Below are 26,986 nucleotides of genomic sequence, written 5' to 3'. Positions count from 1 at the left end.
AGGCGCAGCATATGGTGCATGCCCGGTGTGCAGGCAGCGGATACTTCGGTTCGGACATTCTGCGGGTTCGAATCCCGTCATCGGCCGTCGGCCGATGTGGCGGAACTGGAAGACGCATCCGACATAATCCCGTCGCCGACCCTGATCTCGGGCACCCTCTTATTGCTGCGCCTCCCTCCGAAATGCGAACGAATTCGGGGGAATTCAGCATGGCACGGTTCAACAACAAGACTGCCAAGGCCCAGCCCACTTCTCGCGTGACCTCGACCGGCCGCATCCTGCGTACCCACCAGGGTGGCCGTGGCCACGAGCGTGACGCGCGCTCCGAGCTCTTCCTTCTGTCGATCGCCAACTTCGTTGCGCAGAAGACCTTCTACGAAACCGGCGACGCCCGCGACGACCGGTTCGCCGAGCTCGTACGCCGGCTCGCCGTCGAGGACCCGGAGTGGACCGCGGGCCTGCTCGGCTGGCTGCGCGGCGAGGGCAACCTGCGTACGGCCTCGATCGTGGGCGCCGCCGAGTACGTGAAGGCGCGCCTCGACGCGGGTGTGACGGACGGTCCGTCCAACCGGCAGGTCATCGACTCCGTGCTGCGCCGTCCCGACGAGCCCGGCGAGCTGCTCGCGTACTGGACCTCGCGGTACGGCCGAGCCATCCCGAAGCCCGTGAAGCGCGGCGTCGCCGACGCCGTACGCCGCCTCTACAGCGCCAAGTCGCTCCTGAAGTACGACACGGCGTCCAAGGGCTACCGCTTCGGCGACATCCTCAACCTCGTGCACGCCGCACCGGACCCTCACAAGCCGTGGCAGGGCGACCTGTTCGAGTACGCCCTCGACCGCCGGCACCACCCGGAGGCGGCAGTGGTGCCCAAGTCGCTGCCCGTACTGGCGGCCCACCGTGACCTGATGGCACTGCGGCCCGCCAAGCGGCGCAGGGTCGTGACCGGTGCGGGTGGCGCGCAGCGCCTCGCGGACGCCGGTATCACCTGGGAGGCGCTGGCCGGCTGGCTGCAGGGCCCGATGGACAAGGCGGCCTGGGAGGCCGTGATCCCGTCCATGGGCTCCATGGCGCTGGTCCGCAACCTGCGGAACTTCGACGAGGCGGGCGTCTCGGACGAGGTGGCGGCTCAGGTCGCCGCCAAGATCAGCGACCCGGCGGAGGTGGCGCGTTCGCGGCAGTTCCCGTTCCGCTACCTCGCCGCGTACCAGCACGCGCCGTCGCTGCGCTGGTCGTACCCGCTGGAGCAGGCACTCGGTCACTCGCTGGCCAACGTGCCCGCCCTGCCGGGCCGCACACTGGTGCTCGTCGACCGCTCGGGCTCGATGTTCTACTCGCGGCTGTCCGACCGCTCCGAGCTGAACCGGGCGGACGCCGCGGCGATCTTCGGCACGGCGCTCGCGCTGCGGGCGGCGGACGCGGATCTGGTGGAGTTCGGTACGGCGAGCAATCGCGTGAAGTTCCGCAGGGGCGAGTCGGTCCTCAAGGTGCTCGACCGCTTCGGCGACCTCGGCGGCACCAACACCACCGAGGCCGTGCGCAAGCACTACAAGAAGCACGACCGCGTACTGATCGTCACGGACGAGCAGGCCATGTACAGCCGCTACGGCGCCCCGACCGAACAGGTCCCGGCGAACGTGCCGGTCTACACCTGGAACCTCGCGGGGTACCAGGTGGGCCACGGCCCGTCCGGGAAGGGGAACAGGCACACGTTCGGCGGCCTCTCGGACGCGGCTTTCCGGATGGTGCCGCTTCTTGAGGCGGCCCGGGACGCCGACTGGCCTTGGGCGGCCTGAGGAGCGGTAAGGGGTGTGGCCTGCACTTCGGTGCGGGCCACATCCTTGTGCGGATCCGCACTCACACGGCGCGGACGGACATCTCGATCCCGAGTGTGTCCACGATGAGCGCCTGAACGCGGGACAGTGTCCACCGCTCATCCGGTACCCGTGGAACACTGCCCCGTCTTGCTGATTCCCGGCCTGTTGCAGACCAAGGAGTACGCACGGGAGTTGATCGGCCACGACTGTCCGCCGCTGGACGAGGAGACCATTGAGGAAAGGGTGGCGGCCCGGCTGAAACGGCAGGAGAAGCTGACCAGCAAGCCGCTGGCGCACTTCACCTTCGTGATGCATGAGGCAGCGTTGCGGGGGGTGGTCGGCGATCAGGCCGTGATGCGGAGGCAGCTTGAGTATCTGCTGAAGGTGGGCGAACTGCGCAATGTGACACTGCAGGTCTTGTCGTTCGCGCTTGCCCCAACTGTGGCGCTCAGTGGCGCGCTCATTCTTGTGGAGACCGTCGAGCATGACGTGTACGCCCACGTGGAAGCGCAGGAAACAGGGGCACTCTATGCCGACGGCGACAAGATCAGCGCGCTCGCGCAACGCTATGGCATGATCCGCTCGCAGGCGCTTAACGTTGAGGAGTCTGCCCGGTTCATGAGGAAGTTGGCGGAGGAGCTATGAGCGCCGAGCTGTCGTGGTTCAAGTCTAGCTACAGCGATTCCTCGGGCGGCGCCTGCCTCGAAGTCGCATACACCTGGCGCAAGTCCAGCTACAGCGACTCCGAAGGCAGCGCCTGCCTCGAAGTCACCGCCTGCCCCCACACCATCCACATCCGTGACTCGAAGCTCGGCCCCGGAAGCCCCCGCTTCACCGTCCCCGCCGGCGCCTGGACCGCCTTCGTCGCCTACGCCTCCCGCGAGACCTGAGCCCTGGGCCTCAAGATCCAGGGAGTGGCCCGTACTTCGGTGCGGGCCACAGCCTTGTGTGTGGCGGAGATTGACATCTAACATTTCAGTTTGTGGACGCCATAAGGCCCGTGCCCCGCACCCTGCTCAGGGACCGGGCGTACGAAGTGATCAGGGACGCCATCGTGACCGGGGACATCGAACCGGGCGCGGTGGTCCGCGACGCCGAACTGGCCGAGCGGCTCGGGCTGTCCCGGGCGCCCGTCCGCGCGGCCTTCTCGCGGCTCGTCGACGAGGGGCTGCTGGAGAGCAAGCCGCAGAGCTACACGCGAGTCACCCCTGTCGTGGCCTCTGACGTACGGGATGCGGCGGCCGTCGTCGGGGCCATGCACGAGCTGGCCGCGCGGATTGCCGTGCCCCGGCTGTTCGCCGCGGACGTCGAGACGATGCGCTCGGCCAACGAGCGGTTCTCGGTCGCCGTCCGCACCGGCGACGTGGACACCGTTCTGCGCGCCGACGACGAACTGCACGACGTGCTCGTACGCGTCAGTGGCAACCGCGCGGCCGCCGCCACCATCGCCCGCTACACCCCGCTCATCCGCCGGCTGGAGCGACGGCGCTTCGGTGAGGGCGGCAACTGCCGTTCGGCCGGGCTGCACGAGCAGCTCATCGAGGCCTGTGCGGCCGGTGACGTGGACGAGGCGGTCCGCGTCACCGCGGAGATCTGGCGAGGGCTCGAAGGCCTCGCCGACGGCGACTGATCCTGGGAGGATCCATGTCCCTTTCCTCGTATGACCGTTACCCCCTCCTCTTCGGGCCCTCGCCCGTGCACCCGCTGGAGCGACTGACCAAGCACCTCGGTGGCGCCGCCCTCTGGGCCAAGCGCGAGGACTGCAACTCCGGTGTCGCGTACGGGGGCAACAAGACGCGCAAGCTCGAGTACCTCGTCGCGGACGCGCTCGCGCAGGGGTGCGACACGCTCGTGTCCATCGGTGGTGTGCAGTCCAACCACACCCGGCAGGTCGCGGCCGTCGCCGCCCGCGCGGGCCTCAAGTGCGTGCTCGTGCAGGAGAGTTGGGTGGAGTGGCCCGACGCCGTGTACGACAAGGTCGGCAACATCCTGATCAGTCGGCTCGCGGGCGCCGACGTACGGCTCGTGCGCGCCGGGTTCGGGATCGGGTTCAAGGAGAGCTGGGAGCAGGCGCTCAGGGAGGTCGAGGAGTCGGGCGGGAAGCCGTACGCGATTCCGGCCGGTGCCTCGGACCATCCGCTCGGTGGTCTCGGGTTCGCCGGGTGGGCGTATGAAGTCGCGGAGCAGGAACGGGAGTTGGGCGTCTTTTTCGACACCGTGATCGTGTGCTCCGTGACCGGCTCCACGCAGGCGGGCATGGTCGCCGGGTTCGCGGCGCTGGAGGAGGCGGGTGGTCGGACGCGGCGCGTCATCGGTATCGACGCGTCGGCCGCGCCCGCCCGCACCCGTGCGCAGATCGCGCGGATCGCTTACGGCACGGGTCAACTCATCGGCGTGAAGAGGGAGCTGGGTGAGTCGGATGTCGAGCTGGACGAGCGGTACCACGCGGGCACGTACGGCATTCCCGACGAGGCCACGCTGGAGGCGATGCGGCTCGCCGCGCGGACCGAGGGGATGGTGACGGATCCGGTGTACGAGGGGAAGTCGATGGCCGGGCTCGTCGATCTCGTTTCACGGGAAGAGATCGGTCGGGAGTCCACGGTGCTGTACGCGCACCTCGGCGGACAGCCCGCACTGAACGCGTACAGCGCACTGTTCTAGCGGGGCCGGGCAGCTGCTGACGCACGGCGGGGCGCCCTCTCGGAAGAGGGCGCCCCAAGACGCGCACGGACGGACGCTTACAGCGACTGTGCCGCAGGCTTCACCATGCCCCGTACCGTGCGGGACTTGACGAAGTCGCCCATGGCCGTCATCTCCCACTCGCCGGAGAACTGCTTGATCAGCTTGGCCATCATGACGCCGGTCTGGGCCTCGGCGTTGGTGAGGTCGAAGCGGACCAGTTCCTCGCCGGTGGCGGCGTCCAGGAGGCGGCAGTAGGCCTTGGCGACCTCGGTGAACTTCTGGCCGGAGAAGGAGTTCACGGTGAAGACCAGGCCGGTGACCTCCTGGGGGAGGCGGCCGAGGTCGACCGTGATGACCTCGTCGTCTCCGCCACCCTCGCCCGTGAGGTTGTCGCCGGAGTGCTTGATCGCGCCGTTCACGATCGAGAGCTTGCCGAAGTAGCAGCTGTCGATGTGGTTGCGCTGCGGGCCGTACGCGATGACCGACGCGTCCAGGTCGATGTCCTTGCCGCGGTACGCCGGCTCCCAGCCGAGGCCCATCTTGACCTGGGAGAGGAGCGGGGCGCCGCCCTTGACCAAGGAGACGGTCTGGTTCTTCTGGAGGCTTACGCGGCCCTTGTCGAGGTTGATCTTTCCGGCGCCGGGGGCGGGCGGGGCCGCCGGGGGTGCGGCCGGGGCCGAGGGTGTCGCGAGCGTCGGGGCCGGCGGGGCGACCGGGGGCTGCATCGCGGGGGCGGGCGGGGCGACGGGTGTCTGGGCCGGGGCCGGAGTCGGTTCCTCCACCGTGACGCCGAAGTCCGTGGCGATGCCCGCCAGGCCGTTCGCGTATCCCTGGCCGACCGCGCGGGCCTTCCAGGCGCCGTTACGGAGATAGACCTCCACGATCACCAGTGCCGTCTCCGCGCCCAGCTGTGGGGGTGTGAAGGTGGCCAGTACGGAACTGTCGTCCGCGTTGCGAATCGTCGCGGTCGGTTCGATGCCCTGGAAGGTCTGGCCCGCCGCGTCCGGGCTCGCCGTGACGACGATCTTCTCGATGCCCGGGGGCACGGTGGCTGTGTCGACCACGATCGCGTCCGGGGCCGCGCCGCCGCCCGAGCGGTACGTCACGCCGGGGCCCGTGGGCTGGTTGTAGAAGATGAAATCGTCGTCGGAGCGCACCTTGCCGTCGGCGGTGAGCAGCAGGCCCGATACGTCGAGCCGCACCGGGGCGGTGACGTCCACCGTCACGCGGGCGACGGGGAGAGGGATGTTCGAGCCGGGGGTCATAGCTGTCATGTGTGGGGTAACGACCGGGCCCGCTTTACCGTTCCCTTACCTGGCAGCCAATTGGGTCAGCGGCTGTTGCGGGGGTGATTGCGGGCCGTGCGCTCGTTGCCGCGCTTGTAGTTGCCGGTCCAGCGGGCCATGACGAGTTGTGGATCACCGGATTCCACTTCCGTGAGGAACTCGTCGGCGCGGGGGCCGCGGAGGGTGGTTGCGGGGCGGCCGTTGTGGGTGATGCGTACGGTGCCGTCTGGGTGGGCCTCGTATTGGAATCCCTGGGGACGTGGCATGTCCCGGATGCTACGGCCCGGCGATGGGCCGGCCCAGTGGATTTCGCCCCCGCCGCCCCTGCCCGTCCCATCCCAGGGGCTGCGCCCCGGACCCCCGCCAGGGGCTGCGCCCCGGACCCCCGCCAGGGGCTGCGCCCCGGACCCCCTCGGGGCTCCGCCCCGGACCCCGTTTCGGGGGCCAGCCCCCGAACCCCCGCTCCTCAAACGCCGGAGGGGCTGATTTTTGCGGGGCGAGCAAACCCCCTACGGAACCACCACGATCTTCCTCCCCACCCCCGATGCGAACTGCTCCAGCGCCTGCGGGTAGCTGTCCAGGGAGATGCGGTCGCTGATGAAGACGTCCGGGTCCAGGACACCCGTCGCGAACAGTTCCGCCGCGCGTTCGAAGCTGTGGAGGACCGCCATGGAGCCGGTGATGGTGATCTCCTGGTTGTAGATGCGGTACGGGTCGATCGTCACCCGCGTCGCATAGTCCGCCACCCCGAACTGCAGGAACGTGCCCGCCTTCGCCACCCGGTCGAGGCCGTCCTGGATCGCCGCAGCGTTGCCCGTGGCATCGATGACCAGGTCCCAGCCCTGGGGGCGGTCCAGTTCGTCGGGGGTCGCGGCCGAGGCCGAGACCCCCAGTTGCTGGGCCGTCGCCAGGCGGGCCGGGTTCAGGTCGACCACGTCCACACTCGCCGCGCCCGTCCGCTTGGCGAGCTCCAGCATCATCAGGCCCATCGTTCCGGAGCCGTAGATCAGGACATGGGCGCCGAGACGGGACTTCAGGACGTCGTAGCCGCGTACCGCGCAGGAGAGGGGTTCGACCAGGGCCGCGTCCTGGGTGCGTACGTGCTCGGGGAGCTTGACGCAGTTGGCCACCGGGGCCACGGCGTACTGGGCCGCGCCGCCCGCCGTGGTCACGCCTATCGCCGCCCAGCGCTCGCAGAGGTTGTTGTGGCCCGTACGGCAGTACCGGCACTCGTAGCAGTACAGGGACGGGTCCACCGCCACCCGGTCGCCCACCGACAGTTCCGTGACCTGGGTGCCCACCCCGACCACCTCGCCCGCGAACTCGTGCCCCGGCACGATCGGCAGCTTGGGCGCGAACTCGCCCTGCAGGATGTGCAGATCGGTGCCGCACAGGCCGCAGGCCGCGACTTCGACGACGACCTCGCGGGGCCCTGGCGTCGGGTCCGGGACCTGGGTGACGACGGCGTGGCCCACGGACTCGATGACGGCGGCCTTCATTTCACGGCTCCCAAGGACAGGCCCTGGACCAGTTTGTCCTGGGCGGCGAACCCCGCGGCGAGCACCGGCAGGGAGATGACGAGCGAAGCGGCGCACACCTTCGCCAGGAACAGGCCCTGGCTGGTGATGAAGCCGGTGAGGAAGACGGGGGCTGTTTCGGCCACGACGCCCGTGAGCACCCTCGCGAACAGCAGCTCGTTCCAGCTGAAGATGAAGCAGATCAGGGCCGTGGCCGCGATGCCCGGGAGAGCGATGGGGGCCACCACGCGGGCCAGGATCGTGGGCAGCCTCGCCCCGTCGATCTGTGCCGCCTCGATGATCGCCACCGGGACCTCGGCGAGGAACGACTGCATCATCCACACCGCGATCGGCAGGTTCATCGACGTGTAGAGGATGACCAGGAGCCAGATGTTGTCCAGCATCCCGGTGTTCCTCGCGAAGAGGTAGATCGGCAGGAGGCCCGCCACCACCGGCAGCATCTTCGTGGAGAGGAAGAAGAACAGGACGTCCGTCCACTTCTTCACCGGGCGGATGGAGAGCGCGTACGCCGCCGGAAGGGCCAGCACGAGGACGAAGAGCGTCGAAACCAGCGACGCCACCGTCGAGTTGATGAGCGAGGGCCAGGGGCTCGCGCCGCCGCCCGCGCCGAAGAACTCGCGATAGCCGTCGAGCGTGAGGGCCGCGGCGAAGGACGGGGGATTGGTGGCGGCGTCCTCCTCGGAGTGGAAGGACGTCAGGGCCATCCACGCGATGGGCAGGAAGAACAGCAGACCGAGCAGCCAGGCCAGCACACCCAGGCCGGCTCCCCGGGTACGGCGGGGACGCAGTCGGATCGCGGTGGCGCTCATGCGCGGGACACCTCCTCACGGAACAGGGACGAGACCACGCGCAGTGCGAAGGTCGCGATGATGATGGAGCCGATGACGACGAGGACGCCGGCCGCGGAGGCGAGGCCGTTCTCGTGAGCCTGGTAGAAGCTCTGGTAGACGGTGTAGGGGAGATTGGCGGTGCCCAGGCCGCCGGACGTGATCGTGAACACCGCGTCGAAGTTCTGGACGATGTAGATCGATCCCAGGAGGGCGCCGAGTTCGAGGTAGCGGCGCAGGTGGGGGAGTGTCAGGTAACGGAAGACCTGCCAGTCGTTCGCGCCGTCCACCTTCGCCGCCTCGATCTGCTGATGGTCGCGGCTCTGCAGACCCGCCAGCAGGATCAGCATCATGAAGGGCGTCCACTGCCAGATCAGCGAGGCCTCGATGGCGAGCAGCGGGTTGTCGGAGATCCAGTCCGGCTGAGGGCCGCCCACATAGTGCAGCAGGCCGTTGAACAGGCCGTACTCCGGGTTGTAGAGCACGTGTTTCCACAGGAGGGCCGCGGCCACAGGGACCACCAGGAAGGGCGCGATCAGGAGCGTACGGACGATGCCGCGGCCCCGGAACCTGCGGTCCAGGAGCAGCGCCAGGACCAGGCCGATGACGAGGCTGGCCAGGACCACGGCCGCGGTCAGCAGAATCGTGGTGAAGACCGACTTCCGCAGATCCGCGTCGGTCAGCACCTCGGAGTAGTTCGCGAGGCCCGCGAACTCGCGGGCATCCGGGTAGAGCGAGTTCCAGTCGAAGAAGGAGATCACCAGCGTGGCCACGAACGGGAGCTGGGTCACGGCGATCATGAAGATCAGGGCGGGCAGGAGCGGGGCCCTGGTCGCCCACGCGCGCAGTCGGCCCGAGGGGCGTTTCTCGGTGTGTACGGGTGTGGCGGCTACCGGAGCCGAAGTCGTGGCGGTCATCGTCCCTCGTACTCCTCGGAGATCTCCTCGGCGAGTGCTTGCGCCTTGTCCAGGGCCGACTCGACCGACTGGCGCCCGGCAATGGCCGCGCTGATCTCGTGCGAGACCTTGGTGCCGAGGTCGGTGAACTCGGGGATGCCGACGAACTGAATGCCGGGGGCGGGGCGCGGCTGCACTCCGGGGTCGTTGGGCCGGGCGCCCTCGATGGCTTCCTTCGTCGTCTCCTGGAAGGCGGCGGCCTCCTTGCGGTACGCGGCGTTCGTGTACGTCGACGCCCGCTTGCCGGCCGGTACGTTCGACCAGCCGATCTTGTCGCCGACCAGCTGCTCGTACTCCTTGCTGGACGCCCAGGAGACGAACTTCCAGGCCTTGTCCGGGTTCCGCGACGCGTCCTGGATGCCCCAGGCCCAGGTGTAGAGCCAGCCGGAGGACTCGGTCTTCTCGACCGGCGCCGGTACGTAGCCGATCTTGCCCTTGACCGGGGAGTTGGCCGACTCCAGGGAGCCGGCGGCCGATGTGGCGTCGTACCACATGGAGACCTTGCCCTGGGTCATGTTGTTGAGGCACTCGGCGAAGCCGGACTGGGCGGCGCCGGACTCACCGTGCTTGCGGACGAGGTCCACGTAGAACTTCGTCGCCTTCTCGAACTCGGGAGAGTTCAGCTGCGCCTTCCAGTTCTTGTCGAACCAGGTGCCGCCGAAGGTGTTCACGACCGTGGTGAGCGGAGCCATGATCTCGCCCCAGCCCGGCAGTCCGCGCAGACAGATGCCCTTCATGCCCGGCTCGGCGCCGTCAGCCTTGGCGGCGAGGTCCGCCACCTGAGTCCAGGTCGGGCGCTCGGGCATCGTCAGGCCCTTCTTGGCGAAGACGTCCTTGCGGTACATCAGGAAGGACGACTCGCCGTAGAAGGGCTGTCCGTAGAGCTTGCCGTCCTCGGCGGTGAGGGACTGCCGCATCGGCTTGAGGACGTCCTTCTCGTCGTACGCGCTGTCCTTGGCGACGTACGAGTTCATCTCGTGCAGCCAGCCGTTCTTGGCGTAGATCGGTATCTCGTAGTTGCTGAGCGTGGCGACGTCGTACTGGCCGGCCTGGTTGGCGAAGTCCTGGCTGATCTTGTCGCGGACGTCGTTCTCCGGCAGCACGGTGAAGTTCACCTTGATGCCGGTCTCCTTGGTGAAGTGGGCGGCGGTGAGCTTCTGCAGCTCCACCATCTGCGGGTTGTTGACCATGAGGACGTTGATGGAGTTGCCGCCGGAACCGGCTCCGCCCGCTCCGGTCCAGCAGCCGGAGAGCAGGGGGGCGAGCAGCGTCCCTGCGGCGGTCGCGGCAAGTAGCGCGCGCGGCCTCCGTCGGCTCTGGGTTCGCATGGATCGCTCCTGGATATTTGGTGCAAATGGGATGGCTCTGGGGAATGCGTTGCCGTGTGGGGGGTTGATTGGTTTTTCGGACGGAGTCGGTTGGTTTTTCGGACTCGCGGTCAGACTCGTATGACCTGTGGGCCCTGCAGTGAGTAGCGGTGCGCCTCGGACGCGGGAAGCAGGGTGCTGGTGACGATCGACTCCAGCGCACTGATCTCCGCGAAGCGGCAGAAGCTGACCGCGCCGAACTTGGTGTGTACGCCGGCGAACACGGTCCGGCGGGCGGCCCGGATCGCCTGCGCCTTGACCTCGCTGACGGCCGGGTCGGGGGTGGTGAGGCCGTGCTCGCGTGAGATGCCGTTGGCGCCGATGAATGCCAGGTCGATGACGAAACCGGCGAGCATCTTCGTGGTCCAGTGGTCGACGGTCGCCAGCGTGCCGTGCCGGACCCGGCCGCCGAGCAGCAGGACCGAGATGTTCTCGGACTCGGCGAGGGAACCCGCAGCCGGCAGGGACGCGGTGACCACGGTCAGCGGCCGGTCCCGGGACAGTGACTCGGCGATGAGCTGCGGGGTGAAGCCCTCGTCGACGAAGACCGTCTCGGCGTCCCCGACCAGCTCGGCCGCGGCGGCCGCGATCCGCCGCTTCTCGGGTACGTGACTGGTGGCGCGGAAGGCGAGGGTCGTCTCGAATCCGGCGCTCTCCACGGGATAGGCGCCGCCGTGCGTGCGGCGTACCAGGCCGTGGTCCTCCAGGGCGCGCAGATCGCGCCGTACGGTCTCCTTGGCGACGCCCAGCTCGGCGGCCAGCGCGTTCACATCGACAGAACCCGTGCGGCGGGCGGCAAGGACGATTTCCCGCTGGCGTTCTTCCGCGGTCATGGCCGACACCTGCTTCCCTTGCTTGCTGCCCGTTCGGGCCCCGTGAACCTATGGGGGAAGTTCTACAGCGGGTATGCGGCGCTGACCAGGTCTGTTCATTGCCCGATGCTGCCCGTGTCCGACCGTTTTCCCCGGCCGGTGCCCGCTGCGGACCTGGGAAGAAGCGGAACTCGGCGTGAGTTCGGGCAGTGTCCGTGCCCGAAATACCGAACGGGCGGGCCCGTTCGGTGCCCGCCCGTCCATAGTGCGCCCGCTGTTCGCCGTGCCGTGTTGCGTCAGTACGGCCAGATCGGCGGCTTGGTCACGAAGTGCCCGCCCAGGTAGTCGTGGTCCGGGTTCTCCGGGTCCAGTTCGCCCTGCTCGGCGATGAGCTTCTCGGCGTACTGCTCCGAGTCGTCCTGCGGCTCGTAGCCCAGTGCCCGGGCGGTCGAGAGGTCCCACCACAGGCGGGTGTTCGCGGACGATCCGTAGACGACCGTGTGCTTGACGTCCTCGGCGGTCAGGGCCGCGTCGAAGAGGCGGGCGCCGTCGCCGGGGCTCATCCACACCGAGAGCATGCGCACGCTGGTGGGCTCCAGGAAGCACGAGCCGATCCGTACGGAGACCGTCTCCATACCGTGCTTGTCCCAGTAGAACTGCGCCATGTCCTCGCCGAACGACTTCGACAGTCCGTAGAACGTGTCCGGGCGGCGCGGAGTGTCGATGGGGATCAGCGTGCTCGGGTCATGGGGTGCTTCGCCCCGCGGGCGGGGGGTGAAGCCGACCGCGTGGTTGGAGGAGGCGAAGACGATGCGCCGGACGCCCTCCTCTCGGGCGGCCTCGTAGAGGTTGTACGTGCCCTCGATGTTCGCCTTGAGGATCTTGTCGAAGGTGGATTCCAGGGAGATGCCCGCGAGGTGGATGATCGCGTCGACGCCCCGCACGGCCTCGCGCAGGGCCTCCTTGTCGCCGAGGTCCGCGGTGATCGCGTCCGGCTCGCCCTCGATGGGGCGCAGGTCGAGGAGCCGCAGCTCGTACCCGTACGCGGGCAGCAGTCCCCGCATCAGGGTGCCGAGGCCGCCGGCGGCGCCGGTGAGCAGAACGGTGCGGGGAGCGGGCATCCTCGGGTCTCCTTGAATCAACAGCCGTCATCGTGTACGGCATTCACATCCATGGACAAACTATGGATCGCCGTCCGGCCGCGTCAAGTGTCGCGCGGGGGCGGGGAATCCGCACCGTGATTGCCTCTATGTCGCCCCTGTCTTGCGACTTCGCCCGCTTGACCACCCCCTAGGAGGCGCTTTAGCGTGGTCTCGTTCAGAAATATGGACGTGGATCAGAAACGTGGATCGGAAACGTGCACGGTCGGCGTGTGCGTGCATGCCTAGGGAGAGCCCGTGACGTCAGCGCCCCTTGCCGCTCGCCTCAATATCCCGAGCGGGCCGCTGTTCTTCCCCGTCACCGCGTACGGCCCGGACGGTGCCGTCGACCTCGACGTGTACCGCGCGCATGTCCGGCGAGGTGTCGAGGCCGGGGCCGCCGCCGTCTTCGCCTGCTGCGGGACCGGGGAGTTTCACGCGCTCACCCCCGAGGAGTTCCAGGACTGCGTACGCGCGGCCGTCGAGGAGACGGCCGGGCGTGTGCCGGTGATCGCGGGCGCCGGGTACGGGACCGCGCTCGCCGTCCGGTACGCGAAGCTCGCCGAGGAGGCCGGGGCGGACGGGCTGCTCGCCATGCCGCCGTATCTCGTCGTCGCCGGGCAGGAAGGACTGCTGCGGCACTACGCCGAGCTGGCCCGCGCCACCTCGCTCGAGATCATCGTCTACCAGCGCGACAACGCCGTGTTCACGCCCGAAACGGTCGTCTCGCTGGCTCGAACCGAGGGCGTCATCGGCTTCAAGGACGGGGTCGGCGACCTCGATCTGATGCAGCGCATCGTGAGCGCGGTACGCGCCGAAGTGCCGGGCGAATTCCTGTACTTCAACGGACTGCCGACCGCCGAGCTCACGGGCCTCGCCTACCGCGGCATCGGCATCACGCTGTACTCCTCCGCCGTCTTCTGCTTCGCCCCCGAGCTCGCCCTCGCCTTCCACAAGGCGCTCAACTCCTGTGACGACACCACCGCGAACCGCCTGCTCGACGGCTTCTACCGTCCTTTCGTCGAACTGCGCGCCCAGGGCCGCGGTTACGCTGTCTCACTCGTCAAGGCGGGCGTACGGCTGCGGGGTCTCGACGTGGGTGAGGTGCGACCGCCGCTGCACGAGCCGAGCGACGACCACGTCAAGCAGCTCGCCCAGCTGATCGAGCGGGGCGAGGCGCTTCTCCAGGAGGACAAGTGAGCCAGGCGGCAGGGTCTGTGAAGGGGTCTCTGAAGGCGTCCACCTTCGTCTACCCCTGGGACGTCAACGGCGACCCCGAGTCCGCCGCGCGCATCGCCGACCTGGGCGTACGGCAGGCGACGCTCGCCTCCGCCTACCACTCCACGCGCGCGCTGACCCCCCGTCACCCCCGCCACCGGATCGTCACGGCACGGCACGCGGCCGTGCTCTATCCGCCCGGCCCGCGATGGCAGGGGCGTCGGCTGAGGCCGTACGCCTCCGGGGACTGGGCCCCCGGGGACGCGTACGGGCAGGCCGCCGCGTCCCTCGCGGAGGCGGGACTCGACGTACACACCTGGGTGGTGCTCGCGCACAACTCCCGTATGGGGGAGGAGTTTCCGGACACCTCCGTGGTCAACGCCTACGGAGACCGCTATCCGTGGGCGCCCTGCATCGCGCAGCCCGACACGCGTGCGTACCTCGTCGACCTGGCCGTCGAGGCGGCGGTGCGGCCCGGCGCTTCAGGCACGGAGCTGGAGTCCCTCGGCTGGTACGGCCTCGCGCACCTCCACGCCCACGACAAGACGGCCGGCGTGAAACTCGGGGACGCGGGCCAGTACCTGATGTCGCTGTGTTTCTGTCCCTCCTGCCGTGACGGTTACACGCAACTGGGCCTGGCCCCCGACGAGTTGGCGGCCTCGGTCCGTCGTGCCCTGGAACCCGTCTGGCGGGGCGAGGCCCCCACCGGAGCCTGGGAAGCGGTGGAGAAGCTGCTCGGCGCCGAGTTGGCGACGGCCACGCGCACCTGGCGCGACTCCGTCGCCCGCACACTCCAGTCGGACACGGTCACCGCCGTGCGCGCAGCCGCCCCCGAGGGCTTCCAGATCCTCCTCCACGCGGACCCGTCCTCGTACCACTGCGGCGCGAACGCCGGCGTGGACCCCGAGCACATCCTGTCGGTCGCGGACGGCGTGGTCGTCCCGTGCGCCGGAGGCCCGGGGTTGCTGACTCCCTTTACGGAGAGGGGAGTTGAGAGCACGGTCCTGGCCGCCAACTTCCCCGTGGTGAGCGGCATGGGCGGCAGCCCGGCCACACTGACGGAAGACATGACGCGAGCAGCCGAGCACGGGGCGACCGAAGTGCGCCTCTATCACGGGGGGTTGGCGTCCGACGAGGACCTGTCACTCGTGGCGGAGGCGCTCGCGCGGCTCGGCTGACGGCTGAGCAACGGTACGACCGTCACCAGCCGGATCAGCCCGAGCGTCACCAACAGCACCTGGTGGTCGACCAGTTCGACCAGGCCCGCGCCCAGCGCGAGGCCCACCGCGTTCGGGGCGAAGACCAGCGTGTTGGCGGTCGCGGTCGTACGGCCCAGGAGGTCGTCCGGAGTCTCGCGCTGAACCGTGGTGAGGGCCGCGATCAGCACGCACGGGAGGCCAACGCCCACAGCCGCGGACGAGACGAGGGCCACCGCGTCGTACGGGAGCGCGCGAGCCGCCACGGCCAGGGCGGTGAGGGCGATGCCGTACCCCGCGAACCGGTGTGCGCCCAGGCGGCGGAGGAGCGGGCCCACGGCCAGGCCGACGGCCACCGAACCGGCGCCTTGCACGGCGTACAGAAGACCTACGTACGCGGGGGAGTGGCCCAGGCCTTCCGCCACCGCGTAGATCGTCGCGCCGTTGAGGCCCGCGAAGAGCATGGTCGTGCCGCCCGCGACGACGAGGGGGCGCAGTGTCTCGTGGCGCCAGAGGTAGCGGGCGCCGTCGGCTGTCTGGGCGCGCCAGCCGGCCGGGGCCGGGAGCGGCTTCGGCTCGCGTACCCGCAGGAGGGTGTAGAGACCCGCGGCCAGCACGAAGGTGAGCGCGTCCAGGAGGGCGACGCCTGCGCCCCCGAAGGCCGAGTACAGACCCGCTCCGGCGAGCGGGGCGACCAGCTTCACGCCCTCGTTGGCCGACATCCGCAGGCCGTTGAAGTCGCCGAGGAGCCCCTCGTCAACCGCCGTGGCGACCAGGGCCGACTCCGCCGCGTCGTGGACGACGCCGGTCGCGCCGTACGCGAGCAGCACCGCGAAGAGGATCCAGAGGGTGCTCCGGGAGTCGACGGCGAGAAGGGACAGGAGGAGCGCGGACAGCCCCAGGTTCATCCACACCAGCAGGGGTCTGCGGCGGGTGCGGTCGGCGAGCGTGCCCAGAAGGGGGCCGATCAGCGTGGGCGCCCAGAGCGCGAAGACACATAAGGCGGCCAGTCCGTCCGAGCCGGTCAGCTCCTTCACCCAGATCCCGGCCACCAGCCACATCGCCGACGAGCCGAACCCGGAGACCACGACTCCGCCCAGGTAGAGGCCCGCGTTGCGGTCCCTCAGGACACGGGTCACTGTCCATGGCGAATGCGATGCCGATGTCGTCATGGCTCGTCATCTTGGGGCTAAGGACCTGTGCAAGGGATCGGGCGACTGCCTTAATCGGGCAGCTATGGCGCTACTGTCGCCCGGGCGAGGCCGAGTTGGCGCAGTAGCCGGCTGCCGGGCCCGAACCTCATCCGTGCCGGGTCACTTCACGAAGCGGTACGTCAGGTGGGTGGCGAGGGGCGTGTCGACCACCCTGACCGGCTCGAGGGTCCGCCGACCGGCCGCGCTCAGTCCCTCGAAGAGCCGCAGTCCCGCGCCGAGGAGCGCGGGCACCACGTGTAGCTGCAGTTCGTCGATGAGCCCCTCCCCGAGGTACTGCTGCACCGTGCTCGCTCCGCCCGCGATGTCGACGTTCCTGTCGCCGGCGGCGGCCTTCGCCTGGTCGAGGGCGCTGTGGATGCCGTCGGTCACGAAGGTGAAGGTGGTGCCGCCCTCCTTGACCAGGGTCGGCCGGGGGCGGTGGGTGAGCACGAAGACCGGGGTCCGGAAGGGCGGGTTGTCGCCCCAGAACTCCTCGCCCGTGTCGTACATCATCCGCCCCATGACCACCGCTCCGGTGGCATCGAACCACTCGCGCATCAGCTCGGAGTCGCGGTTCTCCTCCCCGCCGGTCATGCCCTGGCGCTCCCGCCAGCTCGCCAGGTTGTGGATCCACTCGAAGAGCGGCTCGGCGCCGTCGCCTCCCGGGTTGTCGAGGGAGACGTTGGGGCCGGCGATGTAGCCGTCGAGGGAGATGGCCATGTCCGCGGTCACGGTCACGATGGAGTGCTCCAAGTCCTGGGATGTGCAGCCTTCGCTGCCTTCACTCTCACGTCGATCTGGAACCGCCGCATTCGACATCCCCAGGAAAGACTGGTGGCTTCCGCGAGCTCAGGCGCCCACCGTCCCGTCCACACCCTCACGCAGAAAGTCCGCGTGCCCGTTGTGGCGGCCGTACTCCAGGAGCACGTGCACCATCACCATCCGCAGCGACACCTCCTCGCCCCATCTCGGCTGATACCCGGCCTGGTCCAGGGACTCGGCCTCGCGCTCGATACGGCGCGAGTTCTCCACCTCGGCCTCCCAGGCCCCGAACGCCTCGTCCCTGGTCGACGCGCTCGCGTCGTATGCCGCCTGGAAGTCGATCTTGTAGGACCACACCATGGGCGCGTCGTTGTCCTCGAACACCCGACGGAACCAGGCACGCTCCACCTCCGCCATGTGCCGCACCAGCCCGAGCAGCGACAGCGTGGACGGCGGCATCGACTGCTGCCGCAACTGCTCGTCGGTCAGCCCTTCGCACTTCATGGCGAGGGTCGCGCGGTGATAGTCGAGGAAGGCCCGCAACATGTCGCGTTCGCTTCCAGAAGTGGGCGGTCCTGTGCGATTGTCGCTGGTCACTGGCCGTGCCCCTCATCCGTGCCTGCAATCAGGGCCAGTATCTACGCCGTCGGCTGTCCCGTCCCAAACGAGACATCGCCCAGCAGATCTCCACATGGCACATGGCAGGCAGGCCCACGACCGAGCGCCTGCCGCTTCACGTCGCCTCCGACGGTCAACGACTCGCGTGGGACTGACCTCCCAGGGCTGCCCGTTCCATGGACGCGGCGGCTCGGGGGACGGCTCGTACGGCCCAGGAGCCCGGCCGGGGTTTTCGTGCCGAGCCCAGGACGCGTCCCACGATTGCGTCACCCACTACCACGTCCCAGCAGGTCAGGGTGTGGGACATCCCAGATGGCGCCAAACGGGGGGATCTTTGTGGCGGTCGGTGTCCGAGCCTCGGCACAGTCGGAGCACTGCGTCGGGCCGGCGTGCTCCACTCCGTGCCGCCCCGGCACTCCGAACGCCGGAAAGGAAACCGCATCATGAAGCTCCACAAGAGCGCCGCACTCGGCATCCTCGCCACCGCGGTTGTGGGCAGCGGCCTCGCCATGGCCCCCACGGCCACGGCGGCCGAGGCCGGCACGGCTCCGGCCTGCGTCAAGCGGGACGTCATCAAGCACGAGAAGTACGTGAAGGTCATCAACACCTGCGGTCGGGCGATGCAACTGAAGGTCGTCATCGACTGGGGTTCCGACTCTCCTTGTCTCACGTACCAGCACGGTGAGCAGTGGGAGTGGAACTGGGGCCGGGGTTCGTACGGCAAGGTCGTCACCTGCTGATCCGCTGACCGCACGGATCGCCGCCGCCGCGGAAACGTGCGTCCGGAGCCATTGCGACTGGCTCCGGACGCCCGTCTGGAGGGAGCACTCGCGTCAGAATTCAGTTCTCCCGCATGTATCAGCGCTCCCTGGCCGTCTTCGGTCCGGCCGATCCGGCCGAGGCCTTACGGGGCGCGCCCCGCGGGTGCGGCTGCCTCACGGGTCTGCCTCAGCCGTGCGGCGTGTTCGTTCGTTCGTACGTCGTAGGTCATGAGCTTCGGGAGGCACAGGGCCAGGGCCCCTACCGCTGCCACGCACAGCACGCCGCCGGACCAGATCGAGGTTCGCACGGTCGTCCAGGCGGCCATGGTGCCTGCCCGGACCTGCCCCAGCTGGGGGCCGACCGAGTAGGAGAGGAGTTCGATGCCGGCGAGGCGGCCGCGCAGCTCGTCTGGGATCGTCTGGTTCCACATGGCCGCGCGGAAGATTCCGCTGATCATGTCGAAGCCGCCGGCCAGGGTGAGGAAGGCGAGCACCATCCAGACATCGTGGGCCGCGCCTGCGGCCACCATCGCCAGGCCCCAGCATGCCGCCGCCAGGACCACCATCCGGCCGTGGCGGTGGACCCGTGAGGTCCAGCCGCTGGTGAGACTGACCAGGAGGGAGCCGGCCGGGACCGAGGCGTACATGAGGCCGAGGGACCACTCGGCGCCCAGGTCGTCCGCGAGGAACGGGAGAACGGCGAGGGGGAAGGCGAGGAACATGGCGGCCAGGTCGATGGTGTACGTGCCCAGGAGCTCCTTGCGGCTCCACGCGTAGCGCGCGCCCTCCGCGATGGACCGCAGAGAGGGTTTGGCCGCCTCGTGAGCAGCCGGTGACGCCGCCAGGCCGAGGGCCAGGACGACCGAGATCGCGAAGGTGACCAGGTCCGCGGCGTAGGCCCAGCCGAGCCCCGCGTACGCCACGACGAGGCCCGCGACGGCCGGGCCCGCGACGCCGCCGACCGTCCAGCGCAGGGAGTTGAGCGCGGCGGCCGCCGGCAGGTGCTCGTGCGCGACGATGCGCGGCACGAGCGCGTCCAGCGCGGGTCGCTGGACCGCGACGAGCGCGGCGGACAGAGCGGCCACCGCGTACAGCGGCCACACCACCGGATGCGGAAGCAGCGCGTTGAGCAGCAGACCGGCGCTGAGCAGTCCCTGCCCCGCCTCCGTCCACACGATCAGCTTCCGCTTGTCCAGGGCGTCGGCCAGAGCACCGCCGTACAGACCGAAGACGATCAGCGGTACGAGTTCCGCAGCCCCGATCGCGCCCACGGCCACCGCGGACCCCGTAAGTTCCTTCATCTGCACCGGGAGCGCCACGAAGGTCAGGAAGCTGCCGAAGTTGGTGACGATTCCGGCGACCCAGAGCCGTCGGAAGTCGGGGGAGGTCCGCCATGGGGCCAGGTCCGGCAACAGCATGCGTAAGCGTCCGGCGGCGGGCGGGGGAGCGGGGGCGTCGTCGGGGGTCGTCACGACCTGTCATGTTCCGGCGCGGCTCCCCGCGGAGACAAACGCTTTTCCAGTGTGCGGCATGGGGAGGAAGTTGTAGCTCTACCTTCGCTGCGACAGATCAAGGTGCCCATCGCGATCATTTCCCACGCTGTCCGGCCGGTCCTCCCGCGGCCCGCCCGGGCCGGGTCAGGGATGGCTGTGCGGAAGGCGTCCGTTCCGCCCACGGCGCGGTCATGCCGTCGGCTATCTCTGTACGAGAGACGTTCGCCGTGTCCTCGCGTCAGGCGAGGTCGGAGAGATCCTCTCGGGTCAGGGAGACCGACCCGGCGGCGATGTTCTCCTCCAGGTGGGAGAGGGAGCCGGTGCCGGGGATGGCCAGGGTGACGGAGGAGGAGGCGAGCAGCCAGGCCAGGGCGATCTGAGGGACCGTGGCGCCATGCCGGTCCGCGACTTTGGCGATGCGGTCACCGTTGAGGTCGCTCAGGCCGCCGCCCAGCGGGAAGAACGGCACGTAGGCGATGCCGGCTTCCTCACAGGCGGCCAGGAGCTGTGTGTCATCGCGCTTGGCGGCGTGGAAGTGGTTCTGGACGGCAGCCACGGGCGCGATCGCACGGGCCTCGGCGAGGTGGCCGGTGTCGACGTTGCTCAGGCCGAGGTGGCGGATCAGGCCCTCCTCACGCATCGCGGCCAGCGCCTCGAAGCGTTCGGCCACGGATTCGCCCTGCGGCGGCGGCGCTATGCCCCCGATGCGCAGGTAGACCAGGTCGAGGCGATCCACACCGAGGGCTTCGAGGTTCTCCTCGACCAGCGGTCGCAGGCCGGCGGGGTCGGTGGTCTCGGCCAGGCCGCCATCGGGGGTGTGGACCGGGCCGACCTTGGTGGCGATGACCAGGTTGGCCGGGTAGGGGTGAAGGGCTTCTCGGATCAGGGCGTTGGCGCGAACGGTGCCGTCGCCGCTGGAGTAGAAGGCGGCGGTGTCGATGTGGTTGACACCGAGTTCAACGGCGCGGCGCAGGACTGCGCGCCCGGTCTCGGGATCGCGGGCCGGGCCACGGAAGCTGTTTGTGGGCAGGCGCATGGCCCCGAAGCCGATCCGGTTGATCAGAAGGTCGCCGCCAAGGCGGAAGTCTTTGCTCATGAACTCAGCCTGGGCGGCGCAGTGTTCAGGCTGCGAACCCGTGGCAGCTTGCTGCCATCGGGCAGAATGGCCGGGTGGCAGAGATCGTGACGATCCGCGGTGATCTGGAACTCCTCACTCGTACCGAGCATCTGTTCTCCTCGGTCCGCGAGGAGTTCATCTGCGCCGCCCGCGATCTCAACACCTGGCCTCGTCCCGGTGCCCGGCAGGCCGCCCGCGCCCGGTTGCGGAAGAGCGGCGGACACCAGATCCGTAAGTTGCTCAGCCCGGCTGCGCTGGCTGACGGGCGTGACCGAGAGCACTTGAGCGAGCTCGTCGGCAAGGGGGCACTGGTGCGGATCGCCGCCACCGCTCTCCCTCACGAGACGATCATCATCGACCGCCGGTTCGCGATCCTCGCCGGCCTGAACGCCCCTGGCGGCCGTGAGTACACCGTGACCACGGCACCCACCCTGGTCGGCGGGGTGTACGCGCTGTTCGAAGCCGCCTGGGAGACGGCCACCGACCTCAGGGCCTTCCTGCGCGGCGAGCAGCCCGAGCTTGATGCCGAGAGCCGGACGGTCCTGCGCGCGCTGGGATCGGGCGCCACCGACGAGACGGCCGCGCGAGAACTCGGCATGTCCTTGCGAACCTACCGCCGTCGCGTCGCTGAACTGCTTGACGCACTGGACGCGGGTTCGCGCTTCCAGGCCGGGGTGCGCGCGGGTGAGCTGGGCCTGGGCTGAGGGCACCCGCAACGCTCTGATCAGGCCGTCAGACGGTGACCACCAGCTTCCCCCGAGGATGCCCCGTCTCCAGATGCCGGATGGCAGAAGCCGCCTCGGCAAGCGGATACGTGTGGTCGATCGCCGGAGTGATCTTGCCCTTCTCGACGAGGCCCTTGAGGGTCAGCAGGTCCTCGCGGCGAGCGATGGAGATGAGGTTGCGGAGGTTCTGGGTGATGAAGGGGGAAAGCAGGACGGCGCGGAGGCCGCGGCTCATGCCACCGAAGAAGCCGGTGCCGCCTTCGCCGCCGACGATGACGAGGGTGCCGCGTGGCGTGAGAGAGCGGCGGAGGAGGGGCAGGGGGCGGAGGCCCGCGTTGTCGATGATGACGTCGTAGCGGTGAGGGGCCTCGGTGATGTCCTCGCGGGTGTAGTCGATGACGTGGGTGGCGCCCTGGGAGCGGACGAAGTCCGCGGCTGTGGGGCCGCAGACGCCGGTGACCTCGGCGCCGTACATCGTGGCGAGCTGGACGGCGTACGTTCCGACGCCGCCCGAGGCGCCGATGACGAGGACTCGTTGGCCGGGCTTCGGGCGGGCCTTGCCGCTCAGGGCCTGGAGGGCGGTCATGCCCGAGACGGGGAGGGCGGCGGCCTGTTCGAAGCTGAGGTTGACGGGCTTGTGGGCGAGCTTTTCGGCCTTGGCGCACGCGTACTCGGCGAACGAGCCCTCGCAGTTGCCGAAGACCTCGTCGCCCGGCTTGAAGTCGGTCACCTTCGCGCCGACCGCCTCGACCCGTCCGGCGCCGTCCCAGCCCCGTACGGGATTCTTGGGCTTGCGGAGTCCCAGGGCCGCCCGGGCCACATAGGGCCGACCCGTCATGAGGTGCCACACCTCGGGGCCGACGCCGGCCGCGCGTACTTCGACGAGCACTTCGTCGTCCCCGGGGACGGGGCGGTCGATGTCGCGCAGCCGCAGAAGATCCGCGGATCCGTAGGCATCCTGAACGATCGCCTTCATGGCGTGTCTCCCCTTCGTGGTCCCGGACACCGGGCGTCCCGGGTACCCCGAGCATCGCGGCAGCTCGAAGGCCTGACCAGCTTCCTGAGCATGACCTCGGGAGCGGGTGCGATGACTTTTCGTACGGCCGACGGTCTACAGGACGGGGCTACAGCCGGACCACAGCCCGGCCACCCCGTGACCCCGTGATCAGAGGAGGAGCCGAGCATGGCCGGCACGACATCGACGACGCTTGACCTGGGGCCGCAGGCCCTGATCGTGGCGCGTCTCGCGGAGGCGGTGCGCGAGGAGCAGCTGGGCGCTCCGACGCCCTGTCCGGAGTACGCCGTACGCAATCTTCTGGGCCACCTGGTCGGTCTGACCCGGGCCTTCCGGGACGCCGGCCGAAAGGACCTGGGACCGACGACAGACACGGACCCCGGCTCCTCCCTGCCGGACGTCACGCCCGACTGGCGCACCGAACTCCCCAAGCTCCTCGCCGAACTGGCCGAGGCCTGGCGCGACCCGTCCGCCTGGACCGGCGAGACCCGGGCGGGCGGCGTCGGCCTCCCCGGCGAGGTCGCGGGCCTCGTCGCCACCGACGAACTCGTCATCCACGGCTGGGACTTGGCCCGAGCCACAGGTCAGCACTACGCGCCCGACGCCGCTGCCCTCCAGGCGTCCTACGACTTCCTTGCCCCCGCAGCCGACGACCCGGACAGTTCCGGCATCTTCGGCCCGGCCGTCCCCGTACCGGACGAGGCCCCTCTCCTGGACCGCCTGATCGGCCTGAGCGGCCGTGATCCGAGCTGGACGGCAAGGGGCTGAGCGTCCGAGCTGGACGGCAAGGGGCTGAACGAAGGGTTCCGTATTCCCGGGGCGAGCCCGGGCCCGATATCTGTTGAGCGTCAACGCGAACAACTTCTGTCAGAAGCGTTGACGAAACATCAGCGTGCTCCTACCTTCAACGCGTCGTACTTCGTACGTCATATATGAGACGCGATACGCGAGATCAGATACGCGAGACATATGCGTTCCGATCCCGTGGTCCGACACGTGAAGTGATCGATGAGATCCGAGAGGCGCGCATGACCTCTGTGCCCACCCCGATTCCGTCCCGCACGCAGTACGTGCTGGAGGGCATCAAACACCGCATCCTCACCGGGCAGTTGACGCCCGGTCAGGCCCTGGTCGAGACGGAGCTGGCCGCGCAGTTCGGGGTGTCCAAGACCCCCGTGCGAGAGGCGCTGAAGACCCTGGCCGGCACGGGGCTCGTCGTGATGAACCAGTACAAGGGCGTCACGGTGCGCATGGTGGACGCGGACATGGCGCGCGAGGTGTACGACGTGCGGCTGCTCCTTGAGCCGGAGGCACTGCGCCGCTCCGTGCAGCGCGGGGCCTCCCTCGACACGGCGCGCGAGGCGCTGGAACGCGCGGACGCCGCCACCGACACCGCCCAACGCTCCCTGGCCAACCGGGAGTTCCACCGCGCCCTGTACGTCCCCTGCGGCAACCCGCTGCTCGGCCGGATGCTCGACGAAGTGCGTGACCAGGCCGCCCTGGTCTCCGCGGTCGCCTGGGCCGCCAACCCCTCCTGGGAGCGGGAGGCGGGCGAGCACCGAGAGATCCTGCGGCTCGCGCTCGACGGCGACTCGGACGGCGCGGCCCGCGCCCTGCACTCGCACATCGCGTCGTTCGTGCACCGGGCCTTCCCCGAGGCCCAGGGAGAGGATGAGCAGAAGTGAGCAGCCCGACGTTCGAGACGGAGCGGGCGGCGCTGGCCGATGTGGTGGCGATCCCGGTGACCCCGTTCGCCGAGGACGGCACCGTCGACCAGGACAGCCACCGCGCCCTGCTTGGCCGCCTGCTCGAGGGCGGCGTACGCACGCTCACGCCGAACGGCAACACCGGCGAGTTCTACGCACTGAGCCCTGAAGAACGCCGTTTGGTCACGGAGTTGACCATCGACGAGGCGGGCGAGCGGGCCGTCATCCTGGTCGGGGTCGGGCACGACGTGCCGACCGCCGTCGCCTCCGCGCGGCACGCCCGCGACTGCGGGGCACAGATGGTGATGGTCCACCAGCCGGTGCATCCGTACGTCGCGCAGGCCGGCTGGGCCGACTACCACCGGGCGATCGCCGAAGCCGTCCCCGAGCTGGGCGTCGTCCCGTACATCCGCAACGCGCAACTCCTCGGCGCCCGGCTCGCCGAACTGGCCGACGACTGCCCGAACGTCATCGGCGTGAAGTACGCCGTGCCGGACGCGGCGCGCTTCGCCGCCTTCGCGCGGGACGCGGGGCTGGAGCGTTTCGTCTGGGTGGCGGGGCTCGCCGAGCCGTACGCGCCCTCGTACTTCTCGGCGGGTGCGACCGGCTTCACCTCGGGTCTTGTGAACGTCGCCCCGTCCGTTTCGCTGAACATGCTCGAAGCGCTTCGATCCGGTGACTACGCGGGCGCCATGAAGGTGTGGGAGCAGATCCGCCGCTTCGAGGAGCTGCGCGCGGCCGGCGGCTCCGCCAACAACGTGACCGTGGTCAAGGAGGCCCTGGCCTCGCTGGGCCTGTGCCGTCGCGAGGTCCGGCCGCCGAGCCACCTGCTGCCCGAGGCCGAGCGCGCCGAAGTCGCCGCCATCGCCGCGGGGTGGTCCATATGACCGACAGAGGACCACAGGCTGGAGCAGGCGAAACAGCCGACAGCGCAAGGGAGTTGCGCAGCCACCAGTGGTACGGCACCGAAGGCCTGCGCTCCTTCAGCCACCGGGCCCGCACCCGCCAGCTCGGCTACCTGCCCGAGGAGCACCTGGGCAAGCCGGTCATCGCGATCCTCAACACGTGGAGTGACATCAACCCCTGTCACGTACACCTGCGGGACCGCGCCCAGGCGGTCAAGCGCGGAGTGTGGCAGGCCGGCGGCTTCCCCCTCGAATTCCCGGTCGCCACCCTCTCCGAGACCTTCCAGAAGCCGACCCCGATGCTCTATCGGAACATGCTCGCGATGGAGACCGAGGAGCTGCTGCGGTCGTATCCGGTGGACGGGGCCGTGCTGATGGGCGGCTGCGACAAGTCCACGCCGGCCCTGCTGATGGGCGCCGCGTCCGTCGATCTGCCGGCCGTCTTCGTGCCCGCCGGGCCCATGCTGCCGGGCCACTGGCGCAACGAAGTCCTGGGCTCCGGCACCGACATGTGGAAGTACTGGGACGACAAGCGCGCCGGGCTCATCGGCGACTGCGAGATGACCGAGCTGGAGAGCGGACTCGCCCGCTCGCCCGGCCACTGCATGACCATGGGCACGGCATCGACGCTGACGGCAGCCGCCGAAGCTCTCGGCGTCACCGTGCCGGGCGCGTCCAGCATCCCCGCCGTCGACTCCGGGCACGACCGGATGGCCGCGGCCTCCGGCCTCAGGATCGTCGAACTCGTCCGCAAGGACCGGAAGTTGTCCGACCTCCTCACCCAGGAGGCCTTCGACGACGCCGTGACGACCGTCCTGGGGCTCGGCGGTTCCACGAACGCCGTCATCCATCTGATCGCCATGGCCGGGCGGGCAGGTGTACGGCTCACGCTGGACGACTTCGACCGGATCGCCCGTACGGTGCCGGTGCTGGCGAACGTACGGCCCGGCGGCCGGACGTACCTGATGGAGGACTTCCACTTCGCGGGCGGACTGCCGGGCTTCCTGTCGCGGATCACCGATCTGCTGCATCTGGACCGGCCGACCGTCTCGTACGACACGATGCGCGAGCAGCTCGACGGGGCACGCGTGCACAACGACGAGGTGATCCGCCCCCGCTCCAACCCGGTCGCCGACGAGGGCGGAGTCGCGGTGCTGCGCGGCAACCTGTGCCCCGACGGCGCCGTCATCAAGCACATCGCCGCGGAGCCGCACCTGCTCAAGCACACCGGTCCCGCGGTCGTCTTCGACGACTACAAGACCATGCAACGCACCATCAACGACCCGGAGTTGGGCATCACCGCCGACAGCGTGCTGGTACTGCGCAACTCCGGCCCCAAGGGCGGCCCCGGCATGCCCGAGTACGGCATGCTGCCCATCCCCGACCACCTGCTGAAGCAGGGCGTACGGGACATGGTGCGGATCTCCGACGCCCGGATGAGTGGCACCAGTTACGGCGCCTGTGTGCTGCACGTGGCACCGGAGTCGTACATCGGCGGACCGCTCGCCCTTGTGCGGACCGGGGACACCATCACCCTCGACGTCGAGGCGCGAACCCTTCAACTCAACATCGCCGACGAGGAGTTGGAGCAACGCAGGGCGGCCTGGTCGCCGCCGCCCGAGCGGTACGAGCGCGGCTACGGAGCGCTCTACAACGAACAGATCACCCAGGCCGACACCGGCTGCGACTTCGCCTTCCTGGCCAAGCCGGGCAAGGTGCCGGACCCGTACGCGGGCTGAGCGAACCGCAGAAGCACAGCGCGCACCAAGCGCACCAGCACAGCGCACCGAGCGCACCAGCACAGGGCACCGAGCGCACAGCACGAGCGAGCGCGCACAGCACCACCCGCACCCCCG

27 protein-coding genes are annotated in these 26,986 nt (G+C 69.4%); 13 read left to right on the top strand and 14 right to left on the bottom strand.

All coding sequences use genetic code 11. From position 1 onward, the window contains the following. Positions 1-209: 209 nt before the first annotated feature. From ACFYO0_RS31845 to ACFYO0_RS31825, 5 genes are all read left to right on the top strand, one after another. Complete coding sequence (locus ACFYO0_RS31845; RefSeq protein WP_388682989.1) at positions 210-1,793, top strand: TROVE domain-containing protein; 1,584 nt, start codon at positions 210-212, stop codon at positions 1,791-1,793. Between the two features lie 168 nt (positions 1,794-1,961). Beyond that, on the top strand, positions 1,962-2,459 hold the full coding sequence (locus tag ACFYO0_RS31840; protein ID WP_388682986.1) for a DUF5753 domain-containing protein: 498 nt from the start codon (positions 1,962-1,964) through the stop codon (positions 2,457-2,459). Continuing rightward, entirely contained in the window at positions 2,456-2,704 is a 249-nt protein-coding gene (locus ACFYO0_RS31835; protein ID WP_388682984.1) for a DUF397 domain-containing protein, read from the top strand. The genes ACFYO0_RS31840 and ACFYO0_RS31835 overlap by 4 nt, the downstream gene beginning before the upstream one ends. A 92-nt stretch (positions 2,705-2,796) precedes the next feature. Further along, positions 2,797-3,444 carry a GntR family transcriptional regulator gene (locus ACFYO0_RS31830; protein WP_388682981.1) on the top strand — a complete coding sequence of 216 codons (648 nt, stop codon included), beginning with the start codon at positions 2,797-2,799 and terminating at the stop codon, positions 3,442-3,444. 14 nt (positions 3,445-3,458) lie between these two features. After that, positions 3,459-4,475 carry a 1-aminocyclopropane-1-carboxylate deaminase gene (locus ACFYO0_RS31825; protein ID WP_388682979.1) on the top strand — a complete coding sequence of 339 codons (1,017 nt, stop codon included), beginning with the start codon at positions 3,459-3,461 and terminating at the stop codon, positions 4,473-4,475. Between the two features lie 77 nt (positions 4,476-4,552). Here the strand turns inward: ACFYO0_RS31825 and ACFYO0_RS31820 are convergent, their stop codons facing one another. The 8 genes from ACFYO0_RS31820 to ACFYO0_RS31785 all read right to left on the bottom strand — a co-directional run bounded on the left by ACFYO0_RS31820 (position 4,553) and on the right by ACFYO0_RS31785 (position 12,403). Then, the gene (locus ACFYO0_RS31820) at positions 4,553-5,761 is read right to left on the bottom strand and encodes a TerD family protein (RefSeq protein WP_388683168.1); all 1,209 of its coding nucleotides are present in this window, start codon (positions 5,759-5,761) and stop codon (positions 4,553-4,555) included. Positions 5,762-5,826: 65 nt separating this feature from the next. Further along, positions 5,827-6,048 carry a hypothetical protein gene (locus ACFYO0_RS31815; RefSeq protein ID WP_388682977.1) on the bottom strand — a complete coding sequence of 74 codons (222 nt, stop codon included), beginning with the start codon at positions 6,046-6,048 and terminating at the stop codon, positions 5,827-5,829. A 243-nt stretch (positions 6,049-6,291) separates the two neighbouring features. Then, a complete protein-coding gene (locus tag ACFYO0_RS31810; protein ID WP_388682976.1) occupies positions 6,292-7,281 on the bottom strand; it encodes a zinc-dependent alcohol dehydrogenase family protein in 990 nt (329 codons plus the stop codon). Continuing rightward, on the bottom strand, positions 7,278-8,129 hold the full coding sequence (locus ACFYO0_RS31805) for a carbohydrate ABC transporter permease (protein WP_388682974.1): 852 nt from the start codon (positions 8,127-8,129) through the stop codon (positions 7,278-7,280). The genes ACFYO0_RS31810 and ACFYO0_RS31805 overlap by 4 nt, the downstream gene beginning before the upstream one ends. Beyond that, positions 8,126-9,064, bottom strand: coding sequence for a carbohydrate ABC transporter permease (locus tag ACFYO0_RS31800; protein ID WP_388682973.1), 939 nt, complete (start codon positions 9,062-9,064; stop codon positions 8,126-8,128). The genes ACFYO0_RS31805 and ACFYO0_RS31800 overlap by 4 nt, the downstream gene beginning before the upstream one ends. Further along, positions 9,061-10,431, bottom strand: a complete 1,371-nt coding sequence (locus tag ACFYO0_RS31795) for an ABC transporter substrate-binding protein (protein ID WP_388682970.1) — start codon at positions 10,429-10,431, stop codon at positions 9,061-9,063. The genes ACFYO0_RS31800 and ACFYO0_RS31795 overlap by 4 nt, the downstream gene beginning before the upstream one ends. A 110-nt stretch (positions 10,432-10,541) precedes the next feature. Beyond that, the gene (locus ACFYO0_RS31790) at positions 10,542-11,303 is read right to left on the bottom strand and encodes a DeoR/GlpR family DNA-binding transcription regulator (protein WP_388682967.1); all 762 of its coding nucleotides are present in this window, start codon (positions 11,301-11,303) and stop codon (positions 10,542-10,544) included. 275 nt (positions 11,304-11,578) lie between these two features. After that, complete coding sequence (locus tag ACFYO0_RS31785) at positions 11,579-12,403, bottom strand: NAD-dependent epimerase/dehydratase family protein (RefSeq protein WP_388682964.1); 825 nt, start codon at positions 12,401-12,403, stop codon at positions 11,579-11,581. 276 nt (positions 12,404-12,679) lie between these two features. On the opposite strand from ACFYO0_RS31785, the gene ACFYO0_RS31780 reads away from it, so the two are divergent. Continuing rightward, on the top strand, positions 12,680-13,621 hold the full coding sequence (locus ACFYO0_RS31780; RefSeq protein WP_388682963.1) for a 5-dehydro-4-deoxyglucarate dehydratase: 942 nt from the start codon (positions 12,680-12,682) through the stop codon (positions 13,619-13,621). Between the two features lie 29 nt (positions 13,622-13,650). Then, the gene (locus tag ACFYO0_RS31775) at positions 13,651-14,817 is read left to right on the top strand and encodes a hypothetical protein (protein WP_388683166.1); all 1,167 of its coding nucleotides are present in this window, start codon (positions 13,651-13,653) and stop codon (positions 14,815-14,817) included. Here the strand turns inward: ACFYO0_RS31775 and ACFYO0_RS31770 are convergent. The 3 genes from ACFYO0_RS31770 to ACFYO0_RS31760 all read right to left on the bottom strand — a co-directional run bounded on the left by ACFYO0_RS31770 (position 14,751) and on the right by ACFYO0_RS31760 (position 17,387). Beyond that, the gene (locus ACFYO0_RS31770) at positions 14,751-16,007 is read right to left on the bottom strand and encodes an MFS transporter (protein WP_388682962.1); all 1,257 of its coding nucleotides are present in this window, start codon (positions 16,005-16,007) and stop codon (positions 14,751-14,753) included. The genes ACFYO0_RS31775 and ACFYO0_RS31770 overlap by 67 nt on opposite strands. A 141-nt stretch (positions 16,008-16,148) precedes the next feature. Then, a complete protein-coding gene (locus ACFYO0_RS31765; RefSeq protein ID WP_388682960.1) occupies positions 16,149-16,766 on the bottom strand; it encodes a dihydrofolate reductase family protein in 618 nt (205 codons plus the stop codon). A gap of 111 nt (positions 16,767-16,877) precedes the next feature. Then, positions 16,878-17,387, bottom strand: a complete 510-nt coding sequence (locus tag ACFYO0_RS31760) for a DinB family protein (RefSeq protein WP_388682957.1) — start codon at positions 17,385-17,387, stop codon at positions 16,878-16,880. A 464-nt stretch (positions 17,388-17,851) separates the two neighbouring features. Between ACFYO0_RS31760 and ACFYO0_RS31755 the strand changes: the two genes are divergently transcribed. After that, positions 17,852-18,148, top strand: coding sequence for a hypothetical protein (locus ACFYO0_RS31755; protein ID WP_388682955.1), 297 nt, complete (start codon positions 17,852-17,854; stop codon positions 18,146-18,148). 164 nt (positions 18,149-18,312) lie between these two features. Here ACFYO0_RS31755 and ACFYO0_RS31750 read toward each other — a convergent pair whose 3' ends face one another. After that, positions 18,313-19,587 carry an MFS transporter gene (locus ACFYO0_RS31750; protein WP_388683164.1) on the bottom strand — a complete coding sequence of 425 codons (1,275 nt, stop codon included), beginning with the start codon at positions 19,585-19,587 and terminating at the stop codon, positions 18,313-18,315. Positions 19,588-19,900: 313 nt separating this feature from the next. Beyond that, on the bottom strand, positions 19,901-20,758 hold the full coding sequence (locus tag ACFYO0_RS31745; RefSeq protein WP_388682953.1) for an oxidoreductase: 858 nt from the start codon (positions 20,756-20,758) through the stop codon (positions 19,901-19,903). 74 nt (positions 20,759-20,832) lie between these two features. Here ACFYO0_RS31745 and ACFYO0_RS31740 point away from each other — a divergent pair, with 74 nt between their 5' ends. Then, positions 20,833-21,483: a DNA-binding response regulator gene (locus ACFYO0_RS31740; protein WP_388682950.1), complete on the top strand. Its 651-nt coding sequence runs from the start codon at positions 20,833-20,835 to the stop codon at positions 21,481-21,483. A gap of 28 nt (positions 21,484-21,511) precedes the next feature. On the opposite strand, the gene ACFYO0_RS31735 is transcribed toward ACFYO0_RS31740, so the two are convergent. Then, a complete protein-coding gene (locus tag ACFYO0_RS31735; RefSeq protein ID WP_388682949.1) occupies positions 21,512-22,480 on the bottom strand; it encodes an NAD(P)-dependent alcohol dehydrogenase in 969 nt (322 codons plus the stop codon). A gap of 207 nt (positions 22,481-22,687) precedes the next feature. On the opposite strand from ACFYO0_RS31735, the gene ACFYO0_RS31730 reads away from it, so the two are divergent. The 4 genes from ACFYO0_RS31730 (at position 22,688) to araD (ending at position 26,869) form a co-directional block, all read left to right on the top strand. Beyond that, on the top strand, positions 22,688-23,287 hold the full coding sequence (locus tag ACFYO0_RS31730) for a TIGR03086 family metal-binding protein (RefSeq protein WP_388682946.1): 600 nt from the start codon (positions 22,688-22,690) through the stop codon (positions 23,285-23,287). Positions 23,288-23,547: 260 nt separating this feature from the next. Further along, on the top strand, positions 23,548-24,204 hold the full coding sequence (locus tag ACFYO0_RS31725; RefSeq protein WP_388682944.1) for a GntR family transcriptional regulator: 657 nt from the start codon (positions 23,548-23,550) through the stop codon (positions 24,202-24,204). Continuing rightward, positions 24,201-25,112, top strand: coding sequence for a dihydrodipicolinate synthase family protein (locus ACFYO0_RS31720; protein ID WP_388682942.1), 912 nt, complete (start codon positions 24,201-24,203; stop codon positions 25,110-25,112). The genes ACFYO0_RS31725 and ACFYO0_RS31720 overlap by 4 nt, the downstream gene beginning before the upstream one ends. Next, on the top strand, positions 25,109-26,869 hold the full coding sequence (gene araD / locus ACFYO0_RS31715) for an L-arabinonate dehydratase (RefSeq protein WP_388682939.1): 1,761 nt from the start codon (positions 25,109-25,111) through the stop codon (positions 26,867-26,869). Before ACFYO0_RS31720 ends, araD begins: the two co-directional genes overlap by 4 nt. Positions 26,870-26,986 lie beyond the last annotated feature (117 nt).

It is taken from the genome of Streptomyces sp. NPDC006365, from assembly GCF_042870755.1.
GTDB lineage: Bacteria > Actinomycetota > Actinomycetes > Streptomycetales > Streptomycetaceae > Streptomyces > Streptomyces xiangluensis.
The sequence above is the reverse complement of the archived record's forward strand: the minus strand, read 5'-3'. Positions and strand labels throughout refer to the sequence as shown.

Bases quoted from the DNA above. Each gene is read 5' to 3' on its own strand.
- ACFYO0_RS31845 (WP_388682989.1), top strand. From the start codon at position 210: ATGGCACGGTTCAACAACAAGACTGCCAAGGCCCAGCCCACTTCTCGC.
- ACFYO0_RS31835 (WP_388682984.1), top strand. From the start codon at position 2,456: ATGAGCGCCGAGCTGTCGTGGTTCAAGTCTAGCTACAGCGATTCCTCG.
- ACFYO0_RS31825 (WP_388682979.1), top strand. From the start codon at position 3,459: ATGTCCCTTTCCTCGTATGACCGTTACCCCCTCCTCTTCGGGCCCTCG.
- ACFYO0_RS31820 (WP_388683168.1), bottom strand. From the start codon at position 5,761: ATGACCCCCGGCTCGAACATCCCTCTCCCCGTCGCCCGCGTGACGGTG.
- ACFYO0_RS31815 (WP_388682977.1), bottom strand. From the start codon at position 6,048: ATGCCACGTCCCCAGGGATTCCAATACGAGGCCCACCCAGACGGCACC.
- ACFYO0_RS31810 (WP_388682976.1), bottom strand. From the start codon at position 7,281: ATGAAGGCCGCCGTCATCGAGTCCGTGGGCCACGCCGTCGTCACCCAG.
- ACFYO0_RS31805 (WP_388682974.1), bottom strand. From the start codon at position 8,129: ATGAGCGCCACCGCGATCCGACTGCGTCCCCGCCGTACCCGGGGAGCC.
- ACFYO0_RS31800 (WP_388682973.1), bottom strand. From the start codon at position 9,064: ATGACCGCCACGACTTCGGCTCCGGTAGCCGCCACACCCGTACACACC.
- ACFYO0_RS31795 (WP_388682970.1), bottom strand. From the start codon at position 10,431: ATGCGAACCCAGAGCCGACGGAGGCCGCGCGCGCTACTTGCCGCGACC.
- ACFYO0_RS31790 (WP_388682967.1), bottom strand. From the start codon at position 11,303: ATGACCGCGGAAGAACGCCAGCGGGAAATCGTCCTTGCCGCCCGCCGC.
- ACFYO0_RS31785 (WP_388682964.1), bottom strand. From the start codon at position 12,403: ATGCCCGCTCCCCGCACCGTTCTGCTCACCGGCGCCGCCGGCGGCCTC.
- ACFYO0_RS31770 (WP_388682962.1), bottom strand. From the start codon at position 16,007: ATGACGACATCGGCATCGCATTCGCCATGGACAGTGACCCGTGTCCTG.
- ACFYO0_RS31755 (WP_388682955.1), top strand. From the start codon at position 17,852: ATGAAGCTCCACAAGAGCGCCGCACTCGGCATCCTCGCCACCGCGGTT.
- ACFYO0_RS31750 (WP_388683164.1), bottom strand. From the start codon at position 19,587: ATGCTGTTGCCGGACCTGGCCCCATGGCGGACCTCCCCCGACTTCCGA.
- ACFYO0_RS31745 (WP_388682953.1), bottom strand. From the start codon at position 20,758: ATGAGCAAAGACTTCCGCCTTGGCGGCGACCTTCTGATCAACCGGATC.
- ACFYO0_RS31735 (WP_388682949.1), bottom strand. From the start codon at position 22,480: ATGAAGGCGATCGTTCAGGATGCCTACGGATCCGCGGATCTTCTGCGG.
- ACFYO0_RS31730 (WP_388682946.1), top strand. From the start codon at position 22,688: ATGGCCGGCACGACATCGACGACGCTTGACCTGGGGCCGCAGGCCCTG.
- ACFYO0_RS31725 (WP_388682944.1), top strand. From the start codon at position 23,548: ATGACCTCTGTGCCCACCCCGATTCCGTCCCGCACGCAGTACGTGCTG.
- araD (WP_388682939.1), top strand. From the start codon at position 25,109: ATGACCGACAGAGGACCACAGGCTGGAGCAGGCGAAACAGCCGACAGC.